This window comes from Pseudomonas sp. SDO5215_S409, from assembly GCF_054071325.1.
In genome coordinates, this window is sequence record NZ_JBSVWN010000012.1 from 65,824 (window position 1) to 90,176 (window position 24,353).

General features: G+C 62.7%; 22 protein-coding genes. 13 read left to right on the forward strand and 9 right to left on the reverse strand.

Annotated elements, in window-relative coordinates; genetic code table 11:
- Positions 1 to 60 precede the first annotated feature (60 nt).
- The 3 genes from ACW9H9_RS09245 to ACW9H9_RS09255 all read left to right on the forward strand — a co-directional run bounded on the left by ACW9H9_RS09245 (position 61) and on the right by ACW9H9_RS09255 (position 2,542).
- Positions 61 to 1,416, forward strand: coding sequence for a nucleobase:cation symporter-2 family protein (locus tag ACW9H9_RS09245; protein ID WP_457342847.1), 1,356 nt, complete (start codon positions 61 to 63; stop codon positions 1,414 to 1,416).
- A gap of 176 nt (positions 1,417 to 1,592) precedes the next feature.
- A complete protein-coding gene (locus tag ACW9H9_RS09250) occupies positions 1,593 to 1,742 on the forward strand; it encodes a hypothetical protein (protein ID WP_457342848.1) in 150 nt (49 codons plus the stop codon).
- A 14-nt stretch (positions 1,743 to 1,756) separates the two neighbouring features.
- Positions 1,757 to 2,542 (forward strand): outer membrane protein OmpK, encoded by a 786-nt coding sequence (locus tag ACW9H9_RS09255; protein WP_457342849.1) that lies wholly within the window; start codon positions 1,757 to 1,759, stop codon positions 2,540 to 2,542.
- 43 nt (positions 2,543 to 2,585) lie between these two features.
- On the opposite strand, the gene ACW9H9_RS09260 is transcribed toward ACW9H9_RS09255, so the two are convergent.
- Both ACW9H9_RS09260 and ACW9H9_RS09265 read right to left on the reverse strand, forming a co-directional pair.
- A complete protein-coding gene (locus ACW9H9_RS09260; protein WP_457342850.1) occupies positions 2,586 to 3,734 on the reverse strand; it encodes a patatin-like phospholipase family protein in 1,149 nt (382 codons plus the stop codon).
- Between the two features lie 31 nt (positions 3,735 to 3,765).
- On the reverse strand, positions 3,766 to 4,701 hold the full coding sequence (locus tag ACW9H9_RS09265; protein WP_457342851.1) for a lipid A biosynthesis lauroyl acyltransferase: 936 nt from the start codon (positions 4,699 to 4,701) through the stop codon (positions 3,766 to 3,768).
- A 118-nt stretch (positions 4,702 to 4,819) separates the two neighbouring features.
- Here ACW9H9_RS09265 and minC point away from each other — a divergent pair, with 118 nt between their 5' ends.
- From minC to ACW9H9_RS09300, 7 genes are all read left to right on the forward strand, one after another.
- Positions 4,820 to 5,557 carry a septum site-determining protein MinC gene (gene minC / locus ACW9H9_RS09270; RefSeq protein WP_457342852.1) on the forward strand — a complete coding sequence of 246 codons (738 nt, stop codon included), beginning with the start codon at positions 4,820 to 4,822 and terminating at the stop codon, positions 5,555 to 5,557.
- A gap of 190 nt (positions 5,558 to 5,747) precedes the next feature.
- Positions 5,748 to 6,560: a septum site-determining protein MinD gene (gene minD / locus ACW9H9_RS09275; protein WP_457342853.1), complete on the forward strand. Its 813-nt coding sequence runs from the start codon at positions 5,748 to 5,750 to the stop codon at positions 6,558 to 6,560.
- 3 nt (positions 6,561 to 6,563) lie between these two features.
- Positions 6,564 to 6,818, forward strand: a complete 255-nt coding sequence (minE, locus tag ACW9H9_RS09280) for a cell division topological specificity factor MinE (RefSeq protein WP_019410761.1) — start codon at positions 6,564 to 6,566, stop codon at positions 6,816 to 6,818.
- Between the two features lie 96 nt (positions 6,819 to 6,914).
- On the forward strand, positions 6,915 to 7,550 hold the full coding sequence (locus ACW9H9_RS09285) for an RluA family pseudouridine synthase (RefSeq protein WP_457342854.1): 636 nt from the start codon (positions 6,915 to 6,917) through the stop codon (positions 7,548 to 7,550).
- Between the two features lie 99 nt (positions 7,551 to 7,649).
- Positions 7,650 to 8,939: a M18 family aminopeptidase gene (locus ACW9H9_RS09290; RefSeq protein ID WP_457342855.1), complete on the forward strand. Its 1,290-nt coding sequence runs from the start codon at positions 7,650 to 7,652 to the stop codon at positions 8,937 to 8,939.
- A gap of 139 nt (positions 8,940 to 9,078) precedes the next feature.
- Positions 9,079 to 9,255 (forward strand): hypothetical protein, encoded by a 177-nt coding sequence (locus tag ACW9H9_RS09295; RefSeq protein WP_457342856.1) that lies wholly within the window; start codon positions 9,079 to 9,081, stop codon positions 9,253 to 9,255.
- Positions 9,256 to 9,360: 105 nt separating this feature from the next.
- The gene (locus tag ACW9H9_RS09300; RefSeq protein WP_457342887.1) at positions 9,361 to 11,481 is read left to right on the forward strand and encodes a mechanosensitive ion channel family protein; all 2,121 of its coding nucleotides are present in this window, start codon (positions 9,361 to 9,363) and stop codon (positions 11,479 to 11,481) included.
- Between the two features lie 23 nt (positions 11,482 to 11,504).
- Here ACW9H9_RS09300 and ACW9H9_RS09305 read toward each other — a convergent pair whose 3' ends face one another.
- The 6 genes from ACW9H9_RS09305 to ACW9H9_RS09330 form a co-directional block, all read right to left on the reverse strand.
- Positions 11,505 to 11,729 carry an MbtH family protein gene (locus tag ACW9H9_RS09305; protein WP_457342857.1) on the reverse strand — a complete coding sequence of 75 codons (225 nt, stop codon included), beginning with the start codon at positions 11,727 to 11,729 and terminating at the stop codon, positions 11,505 to 11,507.
- Positions 11,730 to 11,809: 80 nt separating this feature from the next.
- Positions 11,810 to 13,207: a diaminobutyrate--2-oxoglutarate transaminase gene (locus ACW9H9_RS09310; protein WP_457342858.1), complete on the reverse strand. Its 1,398-nt coding sequence runs from the start codon at positions 13,205 to 13,207 to the stop codon at positions 11,810 to 11,812.
- A gap of 169 nt (positions 13,208 to 13,376) precedes the next feature.
- The gene (locus ACW9H9_RS09315) at positions 13,377 to 14,864 is read right to left on the reverse strand and encodes a ShET2/EspL2 family type III secretion system effector toxin (protein ID WP_457342859.1); all 1,488 of its coding nucleotides are present in this window, start codon (positions 14,862 to 14,864) and stop codon (positions 13,377 to 13,379) included.
- Positions 14,865 to 15,189: 325 nt separating this feature from the next.
- On the reverse strand, positions 15,190 to 15,957 hold the full coding sequence (locus ACW9H9_RS09320) for an N-acetylmuramoyl-L-alanine amidase (RefSeq protein WP_457342860.1): 768 nt from the start codon (positions 15,955 to 15,957) through the stop codon (positions 15,190 to 15,192).
- A 118-nt stretch (positions 15,958 to 16,075) separates the two neighbouring features.
- Entirely contained in the window at positions 16,076 to 17,398 is a 1,323-nt protein-coding gene (locus tag ACW9H9_RS09325) for an ATP-binding protein (protein WP_457342861.1), read from the reverse strand.
- A complete protein-coding gene (locus tag ACW9H9_RS09330; protein ID WP_457342862.1) occupies positions 17,395 to 18,075 on the reverse strand; it encodes a response regulator in 681 nt (226 codons plus the stop codon). The genes ACW9H9_RS09325 and ACW9H9_RS09330 overlap by 4 nt, the downstream gene beginning before the upstream one ends.
- Before the next feature lie 174 nt (positions 18,076 to 18,249).
- On the opposite strand from ACW9H9_RS09330, the gene dsbD reads away from it, so the two are divergent.
- Genes dsbD through dsbG form a run of 3 tightly spaced genes read left to right on the forward strand, consistent with a single transcriptional unit; the run spans position 18,250 to position 21,577 of the window.
- On the forward strand, positions 18,250 to 19,980 hold the full coding sequence (gene dsbD, locus ACW9H9_RS09335) for a protein-disulfide reductase DsbD (RefSeq protein WP_457342863.1): 1,731 nt from the start codon (positions 18,250 to 18,252) through the stop codon (positions 19,978 to 19,980).
- Entirely contained in the window at positions 19,980 to 20,840 is an 861-nt protein-coding gene (locus ACW9H9_RS09340) for a prolipoprotein diacylglyceryl transferase family protein (RefSeq protein ID WP_457342864.1), read from the forward strand. The genes dsbD and ACW9H9_RS09340 overlap by 1 nt, the downstream gene beginning before the upstream one ends.
- On the forward strand, positions 20,816 to 21,577 hold the full coding sequence (dsbG, locus tag ACW9H9_RS09345) for a thiol:disulfide interchange protein DsbG (protein WP_457342865.1): 762 nt from the start codon (positions 20,816 to 20,818) through the stop codon (positions 21,575 to 21,577). The genes ACW9H9_RS09340 and dsbG overlap by 25 nt, the downstream gene beginning before the upstream one ends.
- Before the next feature lie 67 nt (positions 21,578 to 21,644).
- Here dsbG and ACW9H9_RS09350 read toward each other — a convergent pair whose 3' ends face one another.
- Positions 21,645 to 24,311, reverse strand: coding sequence for a hypothetical protein (locus ACW9H9_RS09350; RefSeq protein WP_457342866.1), 2,667 nt, complete (start codon positions 24,309 to 24,311; stop codon positions 21,645 to 21,647).
- Positions 24,312 to 24,353: the final 42 nt, after the last annotated feature.

A 24,353-nucleotide genomic window follows, 5' to 3' on the forward strand; every position in this document is an offset into this window, starting at 1 on the left:
AATGAGTGTCACCCCGGCAATTGAATGCCGAACAACACAACAATAAAAACGAGGTGTTGCATGTCCGAGTTAGCCCCAACGCAGATTCCCGCCGCACCCGCCCTGGTGCGGCTGCCCCTCTTGCAACGGATCCTGGTAGGCCTGCAACACGTGCTGCTGATGTACGGCGGCGCGGTCGCCGTGCCGCTGATCATTGGCCAGGCCGCCGGGTTGAGCCGCGAAGAAATCGCCTTTTTGATCAACGCCGACCTGCTGGTGGCGGGCGTCGCCACCCTGGTGCAGTCGTGTGGCATCGGCCCGGTGGGCATCCGCATGCCGGTGATGATGGGCGCCAGTTTCGCCGCCGTCGGCAGCATGGTCGCCATGGCGGGCATGCCCGGCATCGGCTTGCAGGGCATCTTTGGCGCCACCATCGCCGCCGGTTTTTTTGGCGTGCTCATCGCGCCGTTCATGTCCAAGGTCGTGCGCTTTTTTCCACCGCTGGTGACCGGCACGGTCATCACGGCCATCGGCCTGTCGCTGTTTCCCGTCGCGGTCAACTGGGCCGGCGGCGGCAATGCGGCGGCCACCTTTGGCTCGCCGGTCTACCTGGCGGTCGCCGCGCTGGTGCTGGCCACCATCTTGCTGATCAACCGCTTCATGCAAGGCTTCTGGGTGAACATCTCGGTGCTGATCGGCATGGCGCTCGGCTACGGGTTATGCGGGGTGATCGGCATGGTCGACCTCGACGGCCTGGCCAGTGCGCCGTGGGTGCAAGTGGTGACGCCGCTGCATTTCGGCATGCCCACGTTCGAGCTGGCGCCGGTTCTGTCGATGTGCCTGGTGGTGGTGATTATTTTTGTCGAGTCCACCGGCATGTTTCTCGCGCTGGGCAAAATCACCGGCCAAGAGGTCAGCCCGAAAATGCTGCGCCGTGGCCTGTTGTGTGATGCCGGCGCCTCGTGCCTGGCCGGGTTCTTCAACACTTTCACCCACTCCTCGTTCGCACAGAACATCGGCCTGGTGCAGATGACCGGCGTGCGCTGCCGCTCGGTGACGATGATGGCCGGTGCGTTCCTGATCGTGCTGAGCCTGCTGCCCAAGGCGGCCTTCCTGGTGGCGTCGATTCCCCCGGCGGTGCTGGGCGGCGCGGCCATCGCCATGTTTGGCATGGTGGCGGCCACCGGGATCAAGATCCTCCAGGAAGCCGACATCGCCGACCGCCGCAACCAGTTGCTGGTGGCGGTGAGCATCGGCATGGGCCTGATCCCGGTCGTGCGTGCGGATTTCTTCGCGCACTTGCCGTTGTGGATGAGCCCCATCACCCACAGCGGAATCGCCATGGCCACCCTGAGCGCCTTGGTGCTGAACCTGTTGTTCAACGTGCTGGGCGGTTCTGAAAGAACCGCAATGGCCGAGCCCACGCCCCATTCCTGACCCTCACGCGCTGTAACGGCGCACTTGAGCCGGGTTGCCGGAGCCAGTACTCTGCGCGCCCGCTCAAATCGGCTCAAAAAAAACAGCACCGCTAAAAGCTGACCTGATGGCCCACTTACCCCGGCCCTCAAGTACGCGGCCAATGTGCATGAAAAACCCTGTTCCCGGCTATGTTCATGACAGCCGACGACGTTTTTATCGGCGTTTTAAACACCTTGGCGCAGCTCTTGCTAAAAGCATTAAAGCTGACCGAATGGACGATTTTTGCAGCGAACCCAAAGGCGCCACACCAGAGCGCCTGTTTAGAAGAAAACCTTGAATATTGACTCGGGAGCACCGAATGAAACCTATGTTAAAAGGCCTGATGCTGGCAGGATCCCTGCTGGCCGGCGGCCAGGCTGTGGCGGGCGATTTGTTGCAGTGGCAGAACAACAGCCTGACGTACTTGTGGGGCAAAAACTTCACCGTCAACCCGCAAATCCAGCAAACCGTCACGTTTGAACATGCCGACGCATGGAAGTACGGCGACAACTTTCTGTTCATCGACCGCATCTTTTACAACGGCAAGGAAGACTATAACTTCGGCACTAACACCTACTACGGCGAGTTCAGCCCTCGCTTGTCGTTTGGCAAGATCTTCGACAAGGACCTGTCCTTCGGCCCGATCAAGGACGTCTTGCTGGCCCTGACTTACGAGTTCGGTGAGGGCAATAACAACTCTTACCTGATCGGCCCGGGCTTTGACCTGAACGTGCCCGGTTTTGACTACTTCCAGCTGAACTTCTACCAGCGCCACCCGGCAGGCGATCGCCCGGGCAACAACATCTGGCAGATCACGCCGGTCTGGTCCTATACCCTGCCCTTGGGCAACTCCAATGTGCTGATCGACGGCTACATGGACTGGGTGGTGGACAACGACAAAAACCCGCGCGGTACTTACCACGCCAACCTGCACTTCAACCCGCAAGTCAAATACGACTTGGGCAAGGCGCTGCACTGGGGCGAAAAGCAGTTGTATGTCGGCTTTGAATACGACTACTGGAAGAACAAGTACGGGATCGAAGACAGCGGCGCGTTCCGCACTAACCAGGACACGGCCAGCTTTCTGGTCAAGTACCACTTCTGATCCCACGCGGCATTTAAGCGGTACGCAGGACGGCTTGCTGGGCCTATGACAGGCCCAGGAAGCGCGACAACTCCTCGCGCTTGGCCAAGGCATCGCGCCGACCCAACTCGATCAACTCGCTGCAATACCCCGCCTCGAACAGCAGGTAACTCAACACCCCCGCCCCGCTCGTTTTGGTCGCACCCGGCCCGCGTAAAAACAGGCGCAAGGCCGCCGGCAGTTCCGAGCGATGGCGCGCGGCGATTTCATCGATGGGCTGGCTCGGCGCAATCACCAGCACCTCGACGGGAGCCAGCCCCTGGACCGTACTGTTGGCCGGCAACGCGTGGCTGAACTGGTTCAGGCGTTCAAGCAGTTCGATATCGCTTTCCAGGCTGTCAATGAACGTGCTGTTGAGCATGTGCCCGCCGATCTGTGCCAGCGTCGGCTCCTGCCCGGTGTAAGTCCGTGTGAGCGGGTGGGCCGGATCCACGCCGCGCGGGTTGCCACTGACCCCGACCACCAGCACCCGGCTGGCGCCCAAGTGCAGCGCCGGGCTGATGGGGGCCGATTGCCGCACGGCGCCGTCGCCAAAATATTCCTGATCGAGTTTGACCGGCGCAAACAGCAACGGAATCGCCGAGCTGGCCAGCAGGTGGTCAACGGTCAACTGGGTGGGCACGCCGATCCGTCGGTGGCGCAACCAGGCATCGATGGTGCCGCCCCCTTGGTAAAAGGTCACCGCCTGCCCCGACTCGTAACCGAACGCCGTGACCGCCACGGCGTGCAAGGCCTTCTGGCGGATCGCCGCGTCGATGCCTTCCAGGTGCAGCTTGTCTTGCAGCAGCTCGCGCAGCGGCGAGCTGTTCAACAGCGCCACCGGCAACGGGCGACCCAAACCGAGCAGGCTGTGGGTGAGAAAACGGCTGGCCTGGCGGATCACGCCCGGCCAGTCGCTGCGCAGCACCCGGTGGCTGCGAAAGCCTTGCCAGAACGCGGTCAGGCGGCCAATGGCAGCGCTGAAGTCGGTGGCGCCGCTGGCCAGGCTCACCGCATTGATCGCCCCGGCGGACGTGCCGACAATCACCGGAAACGGGTTAGGCGCCCCCGGTGGCAACAACTCGGCAATCGCCGCCAACACCCCCACCTGATACGCCGCACGCGCCCCGCCACCCGAAAGAATCAAGCCTGTGACCGGTTCAGCTGGGCGCATCGCATCACTCCATAGCGGGGAAAAATTCACATCAACGGCGGCGTTTTTCGTACAGCTTGGGCTCGCCCGGCGGACGGCTCTTGAAGCGGCGGTGGGTCCACAGGTACTGCTCGGGGCAGTCACGTACCGAGGCTTCTACCCATTGGTTGATGCGCAGGCAGTCCACTTCGTCGGTTTCACCGGGGAAATCGCTCAACGGCGCGTGGATCACCAGGCGGTAACCGCTGCCGTCGGCCAGGCGCTCCTGGGTGAACGGCACCACCAAGGCCTTGCCCAGGCGCGCGAACTTGCTGGTGGCGGTGACGGTGGCCGCCTGAATACCGAACAACGGCACGAAGATACTTTGCTTGGCGCCGTAGTCCTGGTCAGGCGCGTACCAGATGGCGCGGCCCGAACGCAGCAGCTTGAGCATGCCGCGCACGTCGTCGCGCTCCACGGCCAGGGAATCGAGGTTGTGGCGCTCACGGCCCCGGCGCTGGATGAAGTCGAACAACGCGTTGCCGTGCTCGCGGTACATGCCGTCGATGGTGTGCCGCTGGCCCAGCAGCGCGGCGCCGATTTCAAGCGTGGTGAAATGCAGGGCCATCAAAATGACGCCCCGGCCTTCCCTGTGCGCCTGCTCCAGGTGCTCCAGCCCTTCGACATGGGCCAGGCGCGCCAAGCGCGGCTTGGACCACCACCAGCTCATGGCCATCTCGAAAAAGGCGATGCCGGTGGACGCAAAGTTTTGCTTGAGCAGATGTGTACGTTCTGGCGCGGACTTTTCCGGGAAGCACAGTTCAAGGTTTCGCGCGGCAATGCGCCGACGATCACCGGCCACCCGGTACATGATCGCACCCAGTGCGCGGCCGATCCCCAGCAATACCCGGTACGGCAATTGCGCGATCAGCCAGAGCAGGCCAAGGCCCAGCCACAGCAGCCAAAAACGCGGGTGAAAAAATACAGCTCGAAAACGCGGGCGATCCATTACAGATTCCGGTAAAGACAAGGGCCGCGCATTCTACAACGGTTCGACCCGGCTTGCGGCCCGTGGATGTTCTCGTTATAAGTCTCGACACTTTTCGTGACAAGCCGCTTTGCCGACCATGAGCCAAACCGAACCGCTAGACCAAGATCCCGTGTTCCAGTTAAAAGGCAGCATGCTCGCCATCACCGTGCTGGAGCTGGCCCGCAACGACCTGGATGCGCTGGACCGCCAGCTCGCCGCCAAGGTTGCCCTGGCGCCGAACTTCTTCAACAACGCCCCGCTGGTACTGGCCCTGGACAAACTGCCCGCCGGCCAAGGCGCAGTCGACCTGCCCGGGCTGATGCGCGTGTGCCGCCAGCACGGCCTGCGCACCCTGGCGATTCGTGCCAGCCGTATCGAAGACATTGCCGCAGCCATTGCCATTGAACTGCCGGTATTGCCACCGTCCGGCGCCCGTGAGCGCCCGCTGGAACCTGCCGAAGCGCCTGCCCCGAAAAAACCGGAAAAGCCGCCCGAGCCCGCCATAAAGCCTACAAAGATCATCACCTCCCCCGTACGCGGCGGGCAGCAAATTTACGCCCAGGGCGGCGACCTGGTTGTAGTCGCTCCCGTAAGCCCGGGGGCGGAACTTCTGGCCGATGGCAACATCCATGTATACGGCCCCATGCGTGGCCGCGCATTGGCCGGCGTGAAGGGTGATACCAAAGCCCGAATTTTTTGCCAGCAGTTGACGGCTGAGCTAGTGTCCATCGCAGGTCAGTACAAGGTTTCGGAAGACTTGCGTCGCGATCCGCTGTGGGGGGCCGGGGTACAAGTCAGCCTGTCGGGCGATGTGTTGAACATCATCCGGCTTTAACGGATACTGCCGCATTTTCCAAGCATCTCTGGACTCTGATAGCACAGCGAAACCGGCAAGATTTGTGTAGGAACTATTAAAGCTGCGGGTTTTTCCCGGCTTTTCCCTACAAAGACTGTCCGCCTGCGGCGAGTGTCAAGAGATGTTTTTCAGGGACTGGACAGTCCTTTTTCCTTAGGGGTGAAACACCTTGGCCAAGATTCTCGTGGTTACATCCGGCAAGGGTGGTGTGGGCAAGACCACCACCAGCGCCGCTATCGGTACCGGTCTCGCTCTGCGTGGCCACAAGACAGTCATCGTCGACTTCGACGTGGGTTTGCGTAACCTCGACCTGATCATGGGCTGCGAACGCCGCGTGGTGTACGACTTCGTCAACGTCGTCAACGGCGAAGCCAACCTGCAACAGGCCCTGATCAAAGACAAGCGCCTGGAAAACCTCTACGTGCTGGCCGCAAGCCAGACCCGTGACAAAGAAGCGCTGACCAAAGACGGCGTGGGCAAAGTGCTCGCCGAGCTCAAGGAAACCTTCGAGTACGTGGTCTGCGACTCCCCGGCCGGTATCGAAACCGGTGCTCACCTGGCGATGTACTTCGCTGACGAAGCCATCGTGGTGACCAACCCGGAAGTGTCTTCGGTACGCGACTCGGACCGCATGCTGGGCCTGCTGGCCAGCAAGTCCCAACGCGCCGAAAAAGGCGAAGACCCGATCAAGGAACACTTGCTGCTGACCCGCTACAACCCGGATCGCGTCAGCAAGGGTGAAATGCTGGGCGTTGAAGACGTCAAGGAAATCCTGGCAGTGGCCCTGCTGGGTGTAATCCCCGAGTCCCAGGCAGTGCTCAAGGCTTCCAACCAGGGCGTTCCAGTGATTCTCGACGACCAGAGCGACGCCGGCCAGGCGTACAGCGACGCCGTCGATCGCTTGCTGGGCAAGACCGTGGAACATCGCTTCCTCGATGTACAGAAGAAGGGATTCTTCGAGCGCCTGTTTGGAGGCAACTAAACAATGAACATTTTTGACTTCTTTCGTACCAGAAAAACGCCTACAACTGCGTCCGTGGCGAAAGAGCGTCTACAGATCATCGTGGCGCACGAACGCGGCCAACGCAGCACCCCGGACTACTTGCCCGCCTTGCAGAAGGAACTGGTGGAAGTGATCCGCAAGTACGTCAATATCGGCGACGATCAAGTGCAGATCGCCCTCGAGAATGAGGGAAGCTGTTCGATTCTGGAACTTAACATCACCCTGCCTGATCGTTGATCGAACAGGCCGTCGCCACGGCGGCTCACCGGCCCTGATCCCCTTGCGGGAACTGGGCGGGCGAGCCGCCGTTGGCGTTTGTAGCGAGACTGTTCAATGCCGCTGTCCAACATCCACATCCTGCATCAGGACGACGCTGTCCTGGTGGTGAACAAGCCGACCCTGCTGCTCTCGGTGCCCGGTCGCGCCGACGACAACAAGGACTGCCTGATTACCCGCCTACAGGAAAACGGCTACCCCGAAGCGCGAATTGTCCACCGACTGGACTGGGAAACCTCCGGCATCATCCTGCTGGCCCGGGACGCCGACACCCACCGCGAACTGTCCCGCCAGTTTCACGACCGGGAAACCGAAAAAGCCTACACCGCCCTGTGCTGGGGCCAGCCGGAGCTGGACAGCGGCAGCATCGACCTGCCCCTGCGCTACGACCCGCCGACCAAGCCACGGCATGTGGTAGACCACGAGTTCGGCAAACACGCACTGACCTTCTGGAAAGTGCTGGAGCGCTGCGGGGACTGGTGCCGCGTGGAACTCACGCCCATCACCGGGCGTTCCCACCAGTTGCGCGTGCACATGCTGTCCATCGGCCACCCGCTGTTGGGTGACGGTTTGTATGCCCATGCACACGCCCTGGCCGCCTGGCCGCGCCTATGCCTGCACGCCAGCATGCTGAGCTTCACTCACCCGCACAGCGGCGAACGCCTGCGCTTTGAGTGCCCGGCACCGTTCTAGGCCACCGAGTGGAGGCTGGCGTGCCCGCCTCCACATTCGTGCCGTGCACTTCTGCCCCCTGAACGGTAAACTCGCGCCCAAAGCTGTCTGGAGCTATTTATGCGCGAAGCGTTGAACCAAGGCCTGATCGACTTCCTCAAGGCCTCTCCCACCCCCTTTCATGCCACCGCCGCCCTTGCGCAGCGCCTGGAAGCAGCCGGTTTCCAGCGTCTGGACGAGCGCGAAACCTGGGCCACCGAGCCCAACGGTCGCTATTACCTGACCCGCAACGACTCCTCGATCATCGCCTTCAAGCTGGGCCGCCAGTCACCGCTGCACAGCGGTATCCGCCTGGTCGGCGCCCACACCGACAGCCCGTGCCTGCGGGTCAAGCCCCAGCCCGAGCTGCAGCGCCAGGGTTTCTGGCAACTGGGCGTGGAAGTGTACGGCGGCGCCTTGCTGGCCCCCTGGTTCGACCGCGACCTGTCATTGGCTGGCCGTGTCACGTTCCGCCGCGACGGCAAGGTCGAAAGCCAGTTAATCGACTTCAAGCAGCCCATCGCCATCATCCCCAACCTGGCCATTCACCTGAACCGTGAAGCCAACCAGGGCTGGGCGATCAATGCCCAGACCGAGCTGCCGCCGATCCTCGCGCAATTTGCCGGTGACGAGCGCGTGGACTTTCGCGCCGTGCTCACCGAGCAACTGGCCCGCGAGCACGGGCTGAACGCCGACGTGGTGCTGGACTATGAGCTGAGCTTCTACGACACCCAGAGCGCCGCGGTCATCGGCCTCAACGGCGACTTCATTGCCGGCGCCCGCCTGGACAACCTGCTGTCGTGCTACGCCGGCCTGCAAGCCCTGCTCACCAGCGACACCGACGAAACCTGCGTGCTGGTGTGCAACGACCACGAAGAGGTCGGCTCCTGCTCGGCCTGTGGCGCCGATGGCCCGATGCTGGAGCAGACCCTGCGCCGCCTGCTGCCTGAAGGGGATGAGTTCGTACGCACCATTCAGAAATCGCTGCTGGTGTCGGCCGACAATGCCCACGGCGTGCACCCCAACTACGCCGAAAAACACGACGCCAACCACGGCCCCAAACTCAATGCCGGGCCGGTGATCAAGGTCAACAGCAACCAGCGCTACGCCACCAACAGCGAAACCGCCGGTTTCTTCCGCCACCTGTGCATGGCCGAAGAAGTGCCGGTGCAAAGCTTCGTGGTACGCAGCGACATGGGCTGTGGCTCCACCATCGGCCCGATCACCGCCAGCCACCTGGGTGTGCGCACCGTGGACATCGGCCTGCCGACGTTCGCCATGCACTCGATTCGCGAGCTGTGCGGCAGCCACGACCTGGCGCACCTGGTGAAAGTGCTGGGCGCGTTCTACGCGAGCCGCGACTTGCCGTAACACGGTGGGCCCTCCTCGCAGGCACGCCTGCGGTGAGGGCCCTCACACCCTTCCCGAAACCCGCTGACCCACATCAACCCCACGCCCGCCAATCCGGCCTAGACTTGTCACTATTGCCACCCGACAAGGCCGTCGTCCCATGATCTCAATGTCTGCGTTCCACTCCATGCTCATCCCTATTCTGGCGGGCATGATCCTGCTGGCCATCGGCTTCAACTTCCGCGACAAGAACCTCGGCGTGTTCGCCATGTGGGTCGGCATGCTGCTGATCCTGGGCACCGTGGTGTACAAGATCCTCGCCAAACTGGCCGAATGACAAATGCACTCGCATTGACCATAACGGCCTCGTACACTCGGTCAATTGATCATTTGCAAGGTTGACCGCCTCGTGCTTGCCCGTCTTTTGCTGTTTGTGTGCCTGATGGCCCTGCTACCCGTCGCCCCCGCCCAGGCCGTGAGCCTGCCCGGCCTGCTGGGCAGCGCCGCCAAACCCCAGCCGCAGGCCGACGTGCCGCTGGGGCAATCGTTGGACGAGGTGATCAAGACCCTGGAAAACGACCAGCAGCGCACCCAGTTGCTGAGCGACTTGAAAAAGCTGCGCGAAACCACGCAAAAGGCCCAACCGGCCACCGAGCAGGGGGTGCTGGGCCTGATCGGCGGCACCCTCACCAGCCTTGAGCAACAGTTTTCCGGCGCCGACAGCCCGCTGAGCCGCTGGTCCAACGAGGTCGACCAGGCCCGTGAAGAACTGGGCGCCCTGATGCTGCCAGCCAGTGAATGGCTGCCGATCATTTTCGGCTTTGCCTTGATCCTGGCGGTGTGGAGCCTGCTGGCCGCGGCGTTGATCTGGCTCAGCCACCGCGTGCGCGAGCGCTTCGGGCTGCCCGAAGAGTTGCCGCAACACCCGCGCACCTGGGACATGTTGCGCTTTGCCCTGCGCAAACTGGGGCCGTGGTTGATCGCGCTGGTGATCACCGTGTACCTGACCTACGCCCTGCCCTCGTCGCTGGGCAAATCCCTGGCCATGGTGCTGGCCTATGCGCTGGTGGTGGGCACGTGTTTCTCGGCGATCTGCGTAATCGCGTTTTCCCTGCTCGACGGCCCCCATCGCCACCGCGCGCTGTACATCCTGCGCCGCCAGGCGTTTCGCCCGCTGTGGTGGATCGGCAGCTTCGCCGCATTTGGCGAGGCCCTGAGCGATCCACGCATGGTGCAAAGCCTCGGCCAGCACCTGGCCCACACCGCCGCGACCGTCGCCAATGTGATGGCGGCGTTGTCCACGGGGGTGTTTATCCTGCGGTTCCGCCGCCCCATCGCCCACTTGATCCGCAACCAGCCGCTGTCCCGTCGCCTGACCCGTCGCGCCCTCAGTGACACCATCGAGATTATCGGCAGCTTCTGGTTCGTCCCGGCCCTGCTGCTGGTGGGCATCTCGTTGTTCGCCACCTTTGTGTCCGCCGGGGACACCAGCACCGCCTTGCGCCAGTCGCTGCTGTGCACGGTGTTGCTGGTGCTGTGCATGGTGATCAACGGGCTGGTGCGCCGCCATGCCCTCAAGCCACAACGCGGGCACAAGCGCCACGCGCTGTATTCCGAACGGCTGAAAAGCTTTGTGTACACCCTGGCGCACCTGCTGGTGTGGCTGGTGTTTATCGAGCTGGGCCTGCGGGTGTGGGGCCTGTCGCTGATCCGCTTTACCGAAGGCGACGGGCATGAAATCAGCGTCAAGCTGTTTGGCCTGGCCGGCACGCTGCTGTTCGCCTGGCTGATCTGGATCCTCAGCGACACGGCCATCCACCACGCCCTGACCCGTTCGCGCAAAGGCCTGGCCAATGCGCGGGCGCAAACCATGATGCCGTTGATCCGTAACGTGCTGTTTGTGACCATTTTCATCATTGCAGCCATCGTGGCGCTGGCGAACATGGGCATGAACGTCACGCCGCTCCTGGCCGGTGCCGGTGTGATCGGCCTGGCCATCGGTTTTGGTGCGCAGTCGCTGGTGGCCGACCTGATCACCGGCCTGTTCATCATCATTGAAGACTCGCTGGCCATCGATGACTACGTGGACGTCGGCGGCCACCTGGGCACGGTCGAAGGCCTGACCATCCGCACCGTGCGCCTGCGGGACATCGACGGCATCGTGCACACCATCCCGTTCAGCGAAATCAAAAGCATCAAGAACTACTCCCGAGAATTCGGCTATGCGATCTTCCGGGTGGCGATCCCCTACAACATGGAGATCGACGACGCGATCAAGCTGATGCGCGACGTGGGCCAGAAAATGCGCAATGACCCGCTGCAACGGCGCAACATCTGGTCGCCGCTGGAGATACAAGGGGTGGAGAGTTTCGAGTCCGGCAGCGCGATCTTGCGCGCCCGCTTCAAGACGGCGCCGATCAAGCAGTGGGAAGTGTCACGGGCGTTCAACCTGTCGCTCAAACGGCACCTGGACGAGGCCGGGCTGGACCTGGCAACGCCGCGCTTGAATGTGCAGGTGGTGACGGCGGCCGCGTCGGGCCAGGACAAGGAGGCAGGCGTTTAAACGCTCGCCTCCTGCAGGGGGGTTCAACCGGCGATGGCCGCGCTGTCCATCTTCTGGCGCAGGCTCAAGGGGCGCATGTCGGTCCAGACTTCTTCGATGTAGGCCAGGCATTCTTTTTTCAGGCCGCTCTTGCCCACGGTGCGCCAGCCTTCTGGCACGGCCTTGTAGTCAGGCCAGATGGAATACTGTTCTTCACCGTTGACCACTACCTGAAAAAGGATGTCGTCGCGGTCAAATACTGAGGTCATTGCGGTTCTCCGTCGCTCAAAGGCAGGCTGCGCGACACGCGCAGCTGATGTTAGTTAGAACGTATAAACACCGGCAAAAATTAAACGCTCGCCACGGCCGCCCCCAGCGCCCGCCCGAAAATTTCGGCCACCCGGTCGATTTCGGCGGCGGTGATCACCAGCGGCGGCAAAAAGCGCACCACGCTGCCATGCCGCCCGCCCAACTCCAGGATCAGGCCGCGCTTGAGGCATTCGCGTTGCAGCACCGGCGCCAGCTCGCGATGGACCGGTGGGTGGCCCTGGACATCCGGCGTGCCATTAGGCTGCACCAACTCCACCCCAAGCATCAGGCCGCGACCGCGAATGTCCCCCAACTGCGGGAAATCGCGCTGCAGGATGCGCAAGTGTTCGCCCAGGCGCTCCCCCATGGCCGCCGCGTGCGCGGGAATGTCGTGCGCCTTGAGGTAGCGCATCACCGCCGAGCCCGCCGCCATGGCCATCTGATTACCACGGAACGTTCCGGCATGGGCGCCCGGCAACCAGGTATCGAGCACGTCGCGGTACACCACCACCGCCAGCGGCAGGCTGCCGCCGATGGCCTTGGACAGCACTACCACGTCCGGAATGATGTCGGCGTGTTCAAAGGCAAACATTTTGCCGGTGCGCCCAAAGCCGCTCTGGATCTCATCGACAATCAACGCCACGCCCGCCTGCTCGGTGATGCGCCGCAGGCCGCGCAGCCAGTCGAGGTCCGCCGGGATCACCCCGCCCTCGCCCTGCACCACTTCAACGATCACCGCCGCGGGCAGCAACACGCCCGCTTCCGGGTCGTTCAGCAGGTTTTCCAGGTAATGCAGGTTGGCCTTGACCCCCTGCGCGCCGCCCAACCCGAATGGGCAACGGTAGTCATACGGGAACGGCAGAAACTGCACGCCATTGCCCAGCAAGGCGCCCAGCGGTTTTTTCGGCCCCAGGCTGCCCATCAGGCTCAGCGCGCCCTGGCTCATGCCGTGGTAACCGCCCTGGAACGACAACACCGTGCTACGCCCGGTGGCGGTGCGCACCAGTTTCAACGCGGCCTCCACCGCGTCGGTGCCGGTGGGGCCGCAAAACTGGATTTTTGCCTGCCGCGCCAGCGCAGGCGGCAACAGGCCGAACAGGTCCTGCACGAATTGGTCCTTGACCGGGGTGGTGAGGTCGAGGGTGTGCAGCGGCAGTTCGTCGCTCAGCACCTGCTGGATGGCCTCGATCACCACCGGGTGGTTGTGGCCCAACGCCAGGGTGCCAGCACCGGCCAGGCAGTCGATAAAGGTGCGCCCCTCAACGTCTTCGACGTAAATGCCCTTGGCCCGCTTGAGGGCCAGAGGAATGCGCCGGGGGTAACTGCGGGCGTTGGACTCCTGCTGGCGCTGGCGCGCGAGCAACGGGGTGTCGTCGAACTGGTACAGCGTTTGTGCGTGAACCGACGAGTCTTCGATGCGACGGGTGGCGACGGACATGTCTCAATCCCTCAATGCGCTGATAGTGGTGGCCAAAACTGCCAATCCGTGGCGTCTGGCCCCTGAGGCGTGCGCGCGGATTTTCTGTTCTGGAAACGCACCAGCGTCGACAAGATTTACACCACCGCTCGTTAAAACCAGCAGAACCGGCACACACGTCACACTCCAATCACCGCAGGATTTTGGACAACAGTCCCTTGGCGGGTTTATCAAAGCCATGGCTGGCGAACAGGGCTTTCACGTCGTCATCACGCAGTACACGCTGGTCAATCAATGGCTGCAAGGCCAGCTTGAAGGCGTTGATTTCTTCCTGCTTGAACGCGGGCTGCTTTGCGGCCTTTCTGTCAAACGGCGGGCCTTGCAACAGCGCCTTGATATCCGCACGTTCCAAGATTCTTTTGGCGTAGCAAGCGCCCAACTGCTTGGCCACAACGGCCATGGCCTCGTGATCACAATGAAACCAGAGGTGATTAAAACCCGATCCCAGCGTTGGCTCCGGCGCTGAAAAGAGCGCTTTGGCCTGAGACGACCTTAACGCGCCCTCATCCGCGGCTTTTATCACTTGCGCCATAAACACTTTGATCGTATCGAGGTTCCGTGTACGTAGCGGTACGACGAAACCATCTTCCACACCATCATGGGCCTTGAATAACGCAAACACGTCATCTTGTGTAAGCAGGCGCGGGGCAACCAGCTTACGAATGCCCTTCATCCAACTTTCAACCGTCGAGGTGTGACCTTTTTCCAGCGAAACGGCCAGGTAGGGCATACCGTCGTAAGACTGGCCCAGGGTTTCCTTCAGGCCCCTTGGATTTTCGCTGACGGCTTTATTCAAGAGCATCACCGCCAGCGCCGGGTCACGTCGCGTATGAGCGTGAAACATCGCCGAGCGGGTCAACTGGTCGGGGGTGGACGAGGGGCCAGGGCTCAGAAACCTCATTTCTTGCTGAGGCTGGAAAATATCGTACGTCGCACGCAGCGAAAACGCGTGGCTCTGATCGTTCTGGCGATAGAGCTGCAGCGACCCGACCAATTGACTCAGAGCTTGTAAATCATGGGCGCCGTTTGCCTCGATCCTCAGTTGACTGTTTGTACAATTGGGATCGTAAAAGCTCACGCATACCTGATTGTGGTTCTGGATCTTGATGTTCAACGCCATTGAATGCACGCCGCTGTTAAGCATGAAGTCGTTATTTTTCTGGTTGATATGAATCATCGTTGCCGCGATCTCACTGATCTGCGTCGGCAACATGTCCAGCGAAAGCACACGCGTATTGAGCAAGGTCGCAGTATCCCGCATGGCCTCGCTTCCCTCGTTGGACGAATGCAGCGTGCCACCGGAAAAATACTTCTTGATGCCCGCCTCGTTCTTCACCGCCCCCAGAAAGTCTAATTTTTTCTCACTTCTGAAGTATTCGTAGGCCAAGTGGCGGCACCACACCACCGTTTCCCCTCCGTGCTCGGCCTCTTTGCGCGACAAACTGACTCGCCCGTTGAAATTCGAAATCTCACGCCCGATCGGCTCGTAATGAGCGTCTACCCTGCGTGGCTGTGCGGGCGCCACAGGTGCCATCCCCCACCCCATCGGTTGCATATGCCAAGGTGACGGCGCCATGCCAGAGCGCATCGCCGGGCCTTTAACCGTCGGCAACGCCACCCCAGGCCCCCTCCTCAGGGAAAGCGTACTCAACTGCGTGCGTGTCCCGGACACGGCACGCTCATGTAGGGTGGTTGGCCGGGCAGCGCTCCCCTCAGGCTCAGCGACGGGCGGCGTTTGAGCCTGTGCAGGCGCAGGCTCTTTTACGGCTGGGTTGTCACTCAAAACAAAGACGGGGGACGGTACGGAGCTGATGATGGTCATAGACGCCTGGAATCAACTTTCTTGAAAGTGATAGGTTGAGTGGTGCCGGAGCGCTTGCGGGTTCCCCCTCATCCGTCGCGATGTCATGGCGTATTTTCCAGGGGCCTGGCCTTGGCCGACCTCACAACCCCCGATATTTTTCATTCAACGCATACAAGATCCCGCACGTTTCCCCGTCCAGCACCCCGCCATACTCCCTTGGCCGAAAGTGCATCTGAAACGCGCGGGTGCGCAGCACGAAAGCCTGGCGGTTCTTGGCCGGTGCGTAGCCGTAGCGCTGGAACGCGCGCTCCACTTCGACCTCGGGCGGCAAGCCCATGCAGAACCTGCGTTGATACATAGCCTGCACCGGCTCGTCGAACCAGGCGCCGAGGCCCGCCTCATGCAGGCGCTGCCACGGCAGCCGCGGGCCCGGGTCGCTCTTGCGCCCGTAGGCCACGTCCGAATGGCCCAGCAGGTCGGTGGGGCCGATCTGCGGGTGACGCGCGGTGATATCGCGCAGCAGTGCAATCAACGCCCCGACCTGTTCGTCGCCGTAGTCAGGAAACGTGAAGACGCCGCCGTCGTCCCGCGCCAGGTTGACGATTTCGATGCCGATGGAGCGGCTGTTGAGGTTGTCCCGCCCGCCCCAATGGCTGGCCCCGGCGTGCCATGCGCGGCGGCCTTCGTCCACCAGGCGAAACACACGCAGCTCGTCGTAGCCAGCCGCCCGATAGCCGGACTCACGGGGGTCTGGCAGCAAGTAATGGGCGCTGACCCCGTCCTGTGTCAGGGTCTTGAGCGACGACGCGAAGGGCGCCGCCGTGTAATGCACAATAATCTGGCGCACGCTTTCGCCGTGGCGCTCGTTGAAATCCTTTGCCGGGTAGGTGCTATCAATGACCAACATGCGAACTGTCCTTTTCAACACAGGCCAAGTCATTCGGCCCGTCCAAACGCAAAAATTACCGCCATCCTGAAGCGCTCGAGCACCAGGAGGGCGGTAGTTATTTGCACGTTGAAAAAGCTCAGCTGCGCAGCGGCATACCCAACTCGACCCGCAGGCCATCGGCCTGGCTGTCAAACTTCAATGAGCAGGAACAGCGCTGCACGATCGCCTGCACGATCGCCAGGCCCAGCCCGCAGCCATCGCTGCTGCCATTGCGCCAGAAGCGTTGGGTGAGGTGTTGCAGGTCGTCACTGGAGATCTGCTTGCCATGGTCGCGCACGCGAAACACCACCTGGTCGCCGGTGGTGAACACGTTCAGCTCCACCCGGGTGTCGGCCGGGGTATGGCGCAAGGCGTTGTCCAGGAGGTTGCGCAAGGCCGCCACCGCCAGGCCCACCGGCATTTGCACCGGGGTGTCGCGAAGGCCGTCGGCCAGGATCAGGTCGATGCGCTGGTTGTCACCGGCATTGGCGTCCTGGATCGCCATGCGCGCCACTTGCTCGGCGCTCGATTGCAAGCCGTCGTCAAATGACAGGCTGCCCTCGACCCGCGCCAGCAACAGCAGTTGCTCAAGGGTGCGGTGCAAGCGGTCGGCGCCCGCCTCGGCGTGGGCCAGGGACTGGTCGCGTGCGGCGCCGTCGGTCATGCGCGCCACTTGCAGGTGGGTCTTGATGGCCGTCAGCGGGCTGCGCAGTTCATGGGCGGCGTCGCCGGTCAGGCGGCGCTCCCGCTCCAGGGTCTTGGCGATGCGTTGGAACAGCTGGTTCTGGGTGTCGAGCAGCGGCTTGAGCTCACTGGGCAACGGGCTGATCTGCAAGGGCTCCAGGGAGTCGGCGCTGCGCCGCGTCAAGGCATCGCGCATGCGGTTGAGCGGCACCAGGCTCTGGCCGATGCCCAGCCACAGCAGCCACAGGCAACCCAGCAACGCCACGCCCACCGGCACCGAGGCCGCCAACAGAATCGAGAGGTTGAGGGACTCGCGCTCCACCTGCCGGTCGGCGGTGGTGATCAGTAAATCGCCGCGCGACAGGGTAAAACTGCGCCAGCCCACACCGTCGATGACCTGGTCACGAAAGCCACTGCGGCGCGACTCCAGGCCCTCGTCCGGGGTGGTGTGGCTGCGCGCGAGGATTTCACCGCGCAGCGAGCTGACCTGGCACGCCATGCCGCCGGGCACGTTCAATTGCTGGGCGCTGAAATGCGCGCCGCCGCTCACGCTGGCCAGGCCCGGCATTTGCTCGGTCAGCCCGGCCACCATGCGCGCCGACGCCACCAGGCGCTGGTCCAGGGAAAACATCATCTGGTTGCGCAGGTCGTTGAGCATCCAGGCGGCCGCCAGGGTCCAGATCAGCACAAAGGCGGCGCCCAGTTTGAACGTCAGGCGCAGGCGCAGGCTTTTCACGAGGCTTCATCCCCGTCATCCGCCGGGCCCAGGCGGTAGCCCAGGCCGCGCACGGTTTCGACGATGCCGTTGCCCAATTTGCGCCGCAGGTGGTGGATATGCACGTTGAGGGCGTTGCTTTCCAGTTCGTCGCTCAGGCCGTAGACGCTGTCTTTGAGCTGCTCGCTGGACAGCACCCGGCCCCGGTTTTGCAGCAGCGCCTGCAACAGCGCCTGCTCACGGCGGGACAGGTCCACCGGCTGGCCGCCCAACAGGGTTTCGCGGCTGCTGGGGTTGTACGTCAGGCGCCCGTGCTCGATCAGGTTGACACTGCGCCCGGCCACGCGCCGCAGCAGGGTGTGCAGGCGGGCGGCCAGTTCGCGCAGGTCGAAAGGCTTGAGCAGGTAGTCGTCGGCCCCGGCCTGCAGGCCGTCCACGCGGTTGGTCACCGAGTCGCGCGCGGTGAGGATCAGCACCGGAATTTCCAGGCCCTGGCTGCGCAAGTGCTGCAACAGCTTCAGGCCGTCTTCATCCGGCAGGCCGAGGTCGAGTACCATCACGTCGAATTCGGCGACCTTGAGCATCGCCCGGGCAGCGGCCGCCGTGCCGACGCGCTCCACGGTCAAGCCCTGGGCGCCGAGGCCGGCGACAATGCCACTGGCAATCAGCTCATCGTCTTCACAGACCAGTACGTGCATGGTGAGTCCCTTGATAAATGAGGGTGATTAAACGGCCGGTGGATTAAGCACGCATTATGCGGTGCCTGCGGGCAGCTTCAGACAATCCTTACGCCCTAGAATAGCCCGGTTAATCATCGGTTAATCAACGCCACACATTGTGTGTCCCATATTGCTTTGAACTAAGGCTTGATCATGCGGCATCTGTTTATCTTTCTGCTGGCGTTGTTCGCGGGGTTCGCCCAGGCCGCGCCGGGCAACAACCCCTTTGAGAAACAACCCGACTTTCTCCCGGTGGGCAAGGCCTTCATCTTTACGTCCGAGCGCCTGGCCTCCGGCGAAACCCAGTTGTTCTGGCAGATTGCCGACGGTTATTACCTGTACCAGCAGCGCCTGAAGTTCGACGGCCTCGCCGAAAAACCGGCGCTGCCACAAGGCGAAGCCCATAGCGACGAGTTTTTTGGCGAGCAACAGGTGTACCGCCAGGGCCTGGAAGTGAAGATTCCGGCCGGCGTCACCGGCACCGTCAAAGTGGGCTGGCAGGGCTGCGCCGATGCGGGCCTGTGCTACCCGCCGCAGTCGATGACCGTGGACCTGGGCGGCAACCCGGCCGTCGCCGCCCCCGCGCAGGCCCAGGACCAAAGCCTGGCCAGCGGCCTGCAAGACCGCAGCCTGGGCTGGAGCCTGTTGCTGTTCTTTGGCCTGGGCCTGCTGCTGGCCTTTGCCCCGTGTTCGCTGCCGATGCTGCCGATTCTTGCAGGCCTGGTGGTGGGCAGCGGCGCCAGCCCACGGCGCGGTTTTGCGCTGGCCGCCAGCTACGTGGTGTGCATGGCGCTGGTGTACGCAGCCTTGGGTGTATTGGCCGCGCTGCTGGGCGGCAACCTGGCGGCCCTGCTGCAAACGCCATGGATCCTGGGCAGTTTCGCCGCCCTGTTCGTGGTCCTCGCGCTGCCGATGTTCGGCTTCTTTGAACTGCAACTGCCCGCCTTCCTGCGTGATCGCCTGGACAACGTCAGCCGCCAGCAAAGCGGCGGCAGCCTGGTGGGTGCGGGCATTCTGGGGGCCTTGTCCGGCCTGCTGGTGGGCCCGTGCATGACCGCCCCACTGGCCGGCGCGCTGCTGTATATCGCGCAAAGCGGCAATGCGCTGCACGGCGGGCTGATCCTGTTTGCCATGGGCATCGGCATTGGCGTGCCGCTGCTCTTGCTGGTGACGGTGGGCAATCGCTTCCTGCCCAAGCCCGGCACCTGGATGAACGTGCTCAAGGGCATCTTCGGCTTCCTGTTTTTGGCCACCGCCGTGCTGATGATTCGCCCGGTGGTGGGTGAAAGCCTGTGGCTGGGCCTGTGGGGCGCGCTGGCGCTGGTGATGGCCTACTGCGGCTGGCGCCTCTCGCGTGAGCAGGGCCTGGCGGCCCGGGTATTCGGCGCAGGCTCCTTGGTGCTGGGCCTGTGGGGCGGCCTCCTGGTGATCGGCGCAGCCGGTGGCAGTGGCGAGTTGTGGCAGCCGCTGAAGGTCTACAGCGGCGGCTCGGTGGCCAGTGCACCTGCCGCTCACGAAGCGTTCACCACGATCAGCGACCCCGCTGTGCTGCAAAGCCAGCTCGACAGCGCCAAGGCCCAGGGCCAATGGGTGCTGGTGGACTACTACGCCGACTGGTGCGTGTCCTGCAAGATCATGGAAAAACAGGTGTTCGGCCAAGCCGCCGTCATGGACGCCCTCAAAGACGTGCGCCTGCTGCGCCTGGACGTGACCGCCGACACCGCCGCCAGCCGCGAGCTGCTGGGCCGCTACAAGGTCCCCGGCCCGCCGAGCTTCGTGTGGATCGGCCCCGACGGTGAAGAGCGCCGCGCCCAGCGCATCACCGGCGAAGTGGACGCCGACGCCTTCCTGCAACGCTGGAACCAGACCCGGGAAACCCGCTGATGCTGACACTGACTATCGGCGCCTTTGCCATCGCGCTCAATCACCTGCTGCTGATCACCGCCTTGATCCTGGCTACCCTGGTGGGCTGGCGGGTGGCCAAGCGCGGTGGCGAGAACCCGGAGTCGGTGCTGTTCAGCTTGTTTTTGCTGGGCATGCTCGCCGCCCGCGCAAGCTTTGTGCTGATGTACTGGACGTACTACCAGAACGACCCGCTGCAAATCGTCGACCTGCGCGACGGTGGCTTTCTCGCCTGGCCCGGCGTGATCGCCCTGGTGCTGGGCGCCGTGGTGTATGGCAAGCGCCGCCCGGCGTTGCGCAAGCCGCTGGCGGCGGGCGTGGTCACGGGCCTGGCGTTCTGGGCGGTGGCCAGCCTGTCCCTGGGCATTTACGAAAAAGGCACCCGCCTGCCGGACATCGCCCTGCTCGATGCCAACGGGCACAGCGTGCAACTGGCCGACTATCAAGGCCGCCCGCTGGTGATCAACCTGTGGGCCACCTGGTGCCCGCCGTGCCGCCGGGAAATGCCGGTGCTGGAAAAAGCCCAGCAGCAGCGGCCCGACGTGACCTTCCTGTTCGTCAACCAGGCCGAAAGCATGCAAAGCGTCAGCACGTACCTGGCCACCCAGGGCCTGGAACTGGACAACGTGCTGTTCGACGCCAGCGGCCGTCTCGGCCAGGCGGTGGGTTCCATGGCCCTGCCGACCACCCTGTTCTACCAACCCGATGGACGCTTGATCAACAGCCACCTGGGCGAACTGTCCCAAGCCAGCCTCGCCCGCGCCATGGAGCGCTTCGATCCGACTGCCGTTGAACCGGCCACCACAAGGAAACCCCTATGCCCCGCCTCCGCCACCTGCTGACCCTGCTACCGCTGACCCTGGCCGCCACCCTCGCCCAGGCTGAAGACTGGCCCGCACCGATCAAACAGATCGAGGCCAAGGGCGCCAAGATCATCGGCACCTTCGACGCCCCCAGTGGCCTCAAAGGCTACGCCGCGCAGTACCAGAACCGGGGCATGGCGCTGTACCTGACCGCCGACGGCAAACACGTCATCGCAGGCAACCTGTACGACGCCGACGGCAAGGACTTGAGCGCCGCGCCGCTGGAAAAACTGGTGTACGCCCCGATGTCCAAGCAAGTGTGGGCCAAGATGGAACACAGCAACTGGATCCAGGACGGCGATAAAAACGCCCCGCGCACCGTGTACCTGTTCAGCGACCCCAACTGCCCCTACTGCAACATGTTCTGGGAACAGGCCCGCCCGTGGGTGAAGGCTGGCAAGGTGCAATTGCGCCACATCATGGTCGGCATCATCCGCGAAGACAGCGCTGGCAAGTCGGCCGCCCTGTTCGCCGCCAACGACCCGCAACAGGCGCTGCAAGCCCACGAAGCGGCTGGCAAGGCGAGCAAGCTGCTGCCACTGGACAAGATCCCGACAGACATCGAGGCCAAGCTCGACGCCAACATGAAGTTGATGGATGAACTGGAACTGTCGGCCACCCCGGCGATTTTCTACCTGGATGACAAGGGCCAGTTGCAGCAACAGCAAGGGGCGCCGTCGCCGGAGAAGTTGGTGAAGATTCTGGGGCCGAAATAAAAACAGGCCTCCCGTGCAAAAACGGGAGGCCTGCCCTTTGACGTCAAGACGCGTGAGTGCGGGTCGACTAACCCCGCACGCGGATATCGGTTATCGCATAATCGTTGCCCGTGATGCCCTCCCCTTCATGACTCCACACCTCCAGCCGCATGTTGCTGGCATTGGCCACAAAGTTACCTTTCAACGGCGCCCACGCCATGGTGTAGAACGTCGTCACCGCCGTCACTGCGCCCATGTTGGTGCGTAGCGACAACTTAGGCATAGGTGCCGCACCGTTGTAAGTGCACGCCAACAAACTGAACTCATAACTACGCCCCACTTCAAGTCCCGTGAAGTCTTTATAGAGGACCGAACCTATCCCCCCGATACTGGCGGTGCCGTTACGTACACAGGGTTTGCCAAAGACTACGTTGTAGAGCATTTCGCCGTTGGCAGCAGCGCCGGGACGCCAGCCGTTCCAATTCGCCCCCGCAAACGATGTGAAGTCATCGAGCGGCAAACGGATGGTCAGGTTCAAGACCGGGAACACCACCGCGTTGCTTTCAACGGTACTGCCGTCCGGCGTTACTTTGCAGGTGACCGTAAAGGTGCTGCCGTTGGCCAATAACAACAGCTGGGACCGGATTAACAGGTCCGCCAACCCCGCACTCACTTCTGCCGCCGTCACGCTCTTGCCCAGGTACACGCTGATCGTGTGTGGACTGCCATTGGTCAGGGTTCCGACAGCCCGCAGCCAGACCTTTTGCCCTGCCAGGGCAAACCACCACGGCTCCACCTGGACGTTAGCGTTTGCGGCAAAGGTGCGCAGGTCCAGGATACCGTTGGTTGCCTGAGTGACCACCGGCGTTGGCAAGCGCACCGGGACGCTGATCTGCAGGTTCAAGTCGTCTGAAGTGGCCAGCTTGCAGGCGCTGGTGACGGTGTAGTTGACGGCCACGGTTTTACCGATGCCGTGAATGACCGCTTCGCGCGCGATCTTGAAGTCCACATAACCGGGCCTGTTATTACCCACTTGAGTCTCAAGGGGTAAACACGTCCCGTCGGGCAGCGTCCAACAAACTCCGATACGGTGCCGGGCACTCATGTGCGGGTACTCCACTCGCACGCTCACGCCGTCTTTGCCGTTGTAGACCGTCAGTTGGTTACCCACCGCTTCGCGCACGGTCGGATGCTTGAGTACGAGGTCTTCCTGCTCAATCGTGAACACGGTGGCTGCAAACGCCAACGCGCTCTCTAACTGCGGCACACCGTTGAAGTTCACCGCAAAATGCAGCTCAAAATCACTGCAATCCGCCAGTTTTTGCAAGGCCGTCCGCGGGATCGGGGTATCAACGCCTGCACTCACCCACTGCGCGGTGATCGGCTCGGCCACCAGCACGTCGAAGCGGTAAGCGCTGTCGTCCTCAAGGGTGCCTGTTACCCACATCCAGCAATACTGCCCCAACGCGGCGTAGTCCCAGTGAGCAACGGTGCCCGTCGCCTGACCGGCAAAGGTGTTCAGGTCCACAATGCTGCCGGTCGCCTGCTCGATACTGGGCCTGGTCAACTGCGGCGCCAGCACCTTAACCCGGTGTTCAGGAGCGATCTGTGGCGCATAGTCGTTGAACGCCACCGAGTAAGTGATGCTGACAGGGCCGCAAAAGTTGGCGCTGATCGCCGAGGGCGGCACGTCAAACACCAGCGTGGTGTCACCTTCTTGAACAACGGCGCACGCCAGCTCAGGCGTGCCGAGGCCAGGGTTGCCAGACAAAAATGCACAGACGTGGTCTCCCGCCTCCATGCCTTCGTAGCTCACCTCAATGTGTGCCCCTGCGACGGTATTGACCGGGTTCACCACCCAGCCCTCGGTGCCGCAATTGACCGCTTCGCGAAGTTGCGCAGGCGGCAGGTCCAACGTCGGGTCCACCCGCAACAACGTGGTGGAGCGCTGATGGAAGTCCTGAGCATTGAGCGGCAGCGGGTTTTCCAAGACCGGGTCACCCGGTGTCGGGTTGACGGGGTTGGACTGATCCCAAATTACCCCCAAATGAGCGGTCAACGCCGAATAGTCCTGCCGGCGCGACATCCAGCCACGCAGCAGCCTGAATTCAAATACATGATCCGGATGTGCTTCGGCGGCGGTGACGTGATGATCGTAAGTCACCCAGATAAACCGGTACGGCGCCTCATGCTGGTCACCGGCAACGGTCACGAACAGACGCTGCCCGGCCTGGATCATCGGCCAGGCCTTGATCCGGATGGTTTCATCGCCCGAAAAGGTATGCATGTCCAGCCAGCGAGTGCTCCATTCCAGCCGCGAATGCGCGAACTCCGGCATCGATTCGCGCAGATCCGCCTCGCGCACCTGCTGGATTTCCAGCTCCAGGGTCAACGACGTTTTCACCAACCCACCGACCGTGGCCGTGTACCAGATCAACACGGTGTGCCCGATACAGGTACTCACCCACTGCCACGGAATCTGGACCTCGACGCTGCCACTTGTACCACCAGGCACCACGATGGGGGCGAACGACGGCTCGGGCTGTTCCTTGATCGCCCAATGCAGGGTGACCGGTTTGTCGGCAAGCCCGGGAACGGTAATGGTTGCGACGGTGCCGTCCATGGCATCGAGGGGATACAGCACGCTGTTGTTGGCCGCGTACAGAATCTGTGGGTAAGGCAATTCGGCAAGGGTGGCTACCTCGGACGGTTGCGCAGCCACCACATTTTTTTGAGGGATCGGTTTCTTCGCCACGATAAGACCTCCTGTCCAACGTTGGATAACTTCGGCCTGATG

Excerpts from the sequence above, each read along its gene's own strand:
- ACW9H9_RS09265 (WP_457342851.1), bottom strand. The coding sequence starts at position 4,701 with ATGGATCGCCCGCGTTTTCGAGCTGTATTTTTTCACCCGCGTTTTTGG.
- ACW9H9_RS09310 (WP_457342858.1), bottom strand. The coding sequence starts at position 13,207 with ATGTCCGTCGCCACCCGTCGCATCGAAGACTCGTCGGTTCACGCACAA.
- minC (WP_457342852.1), top strand. The coding sequence starts at position 4,820 with ATGAGCCAAACCGAACCGCTAGACCAAGATCCCGTGTTCCAGTTAAAA.
- ACW9H9_RS09305 (WP_457342857.1), bottom strand. The coding sequence starts at position 11,729 with ATGACCTCAGTATTTGACCGCGACGACATCCTTTTTCAGGTAGTGGTC.
- ACW9H9_RS09340 (WP_457342864.1), top strand. The coding sequence starts at position 19,980 with ATGCTGACACTGACTATCGGCGCCTTTGCCATCGCGCTCAATCACCTG.
- ACW9H9_RS09290 (WP_457342855.1), top strand. The coding sequence starts at position 7,650 with ATGCGCGAAGCGTTGAACCAAGGCCTGATCGACTTCCTCAAGGCCTCT.
- ACW9H9_RS09250 (WP_457342848.1), top strand. The coding sequence starts at position 1,593 with ATGACAGCCGACGACGTTTTTATCGGCGTTTTAAACACCTTGGCGCAG.
- ACW9H9_RS09320 (WP_457342860.1), bottom strand. The coding sequence starts at position 15,957 with ATGTTGGTCATTGATAGCACCTACCCGGCAAAGGATTTCAACGAGCGC.
- ACW9H9_RS09295 (WP_457342856.1), top strand. The coding sequence starts at position 9,079 with ATGATCTCAATGTCTGCGTTCCACTCCATGCTCATCCCTATTCTGGCG.
- ACW9H9_RS09255 (WP_457342849.1), top strand. The coding sequence starts at position 1,757 with ATGAAACCTATGTTAAAAGGCCTGATGCTGGCAGGATCCCTGCTGGCC.
- dsbD (WP_457342863.1), top strand. The coding sequence starts at position 18,250 with ATGCGGCATCTGTTTATCTTTCTGCTGGCGTTGTTCGCGGGGTTCGCC.
- ACW9H9_RS09285 (WP_457342854.1), top strand. The coding sequence starts at position 6,915 with ATGCCGCTGTCCAACATCCACATCCTGCATCAGGACGACGCTGTCCTG.
- ACW9H9_RS09245 (WP_457342847.1), top strand. The coding sequence starts at position 61 with ATGTCCGAGTTAGCCCCAACGCAGATTCCCGCCGCACCCGCCCTGGTG.
- ACW9H9_RS09330 (WP_457342862.1), bottom strand. The coding sequence starts at position 18,075 with ATGCACGTACTGGTCTGTGAAGACGATGAGCTGATTGCCAGTGGCATT.
- ACW9H9_RS09260 (WP_457342850.1), bottom strand. The coding sequence starts at position 3,734 with ATGCGCCCAGCTGAACCGGTCACAGGCTTGATTCTTTCGGGTGGCGGG.
- dsbG (WP_457342865.1), top strand. The coding sequence starts at position 20,816 with ATGCCCCGCCTCCGCCACCTGCTGACCCTGCTACCGCTGACCCTGGCC.
- ACW9H9_RS09300 (WP_457342887.1), top strand. The coding sequence starts at position 9,361 with ATGGCCCTGCTACCCGTCGCCCCCGCCCAGGCCGTGAGCCTGCCCGGC.
- minE (WP_019410761.1), top strand. The coding sequence starts at position 6,564 with ATGAACATTTTTGACTTCTTTCGTACCAGAAAAACGCCTACAACTGCG.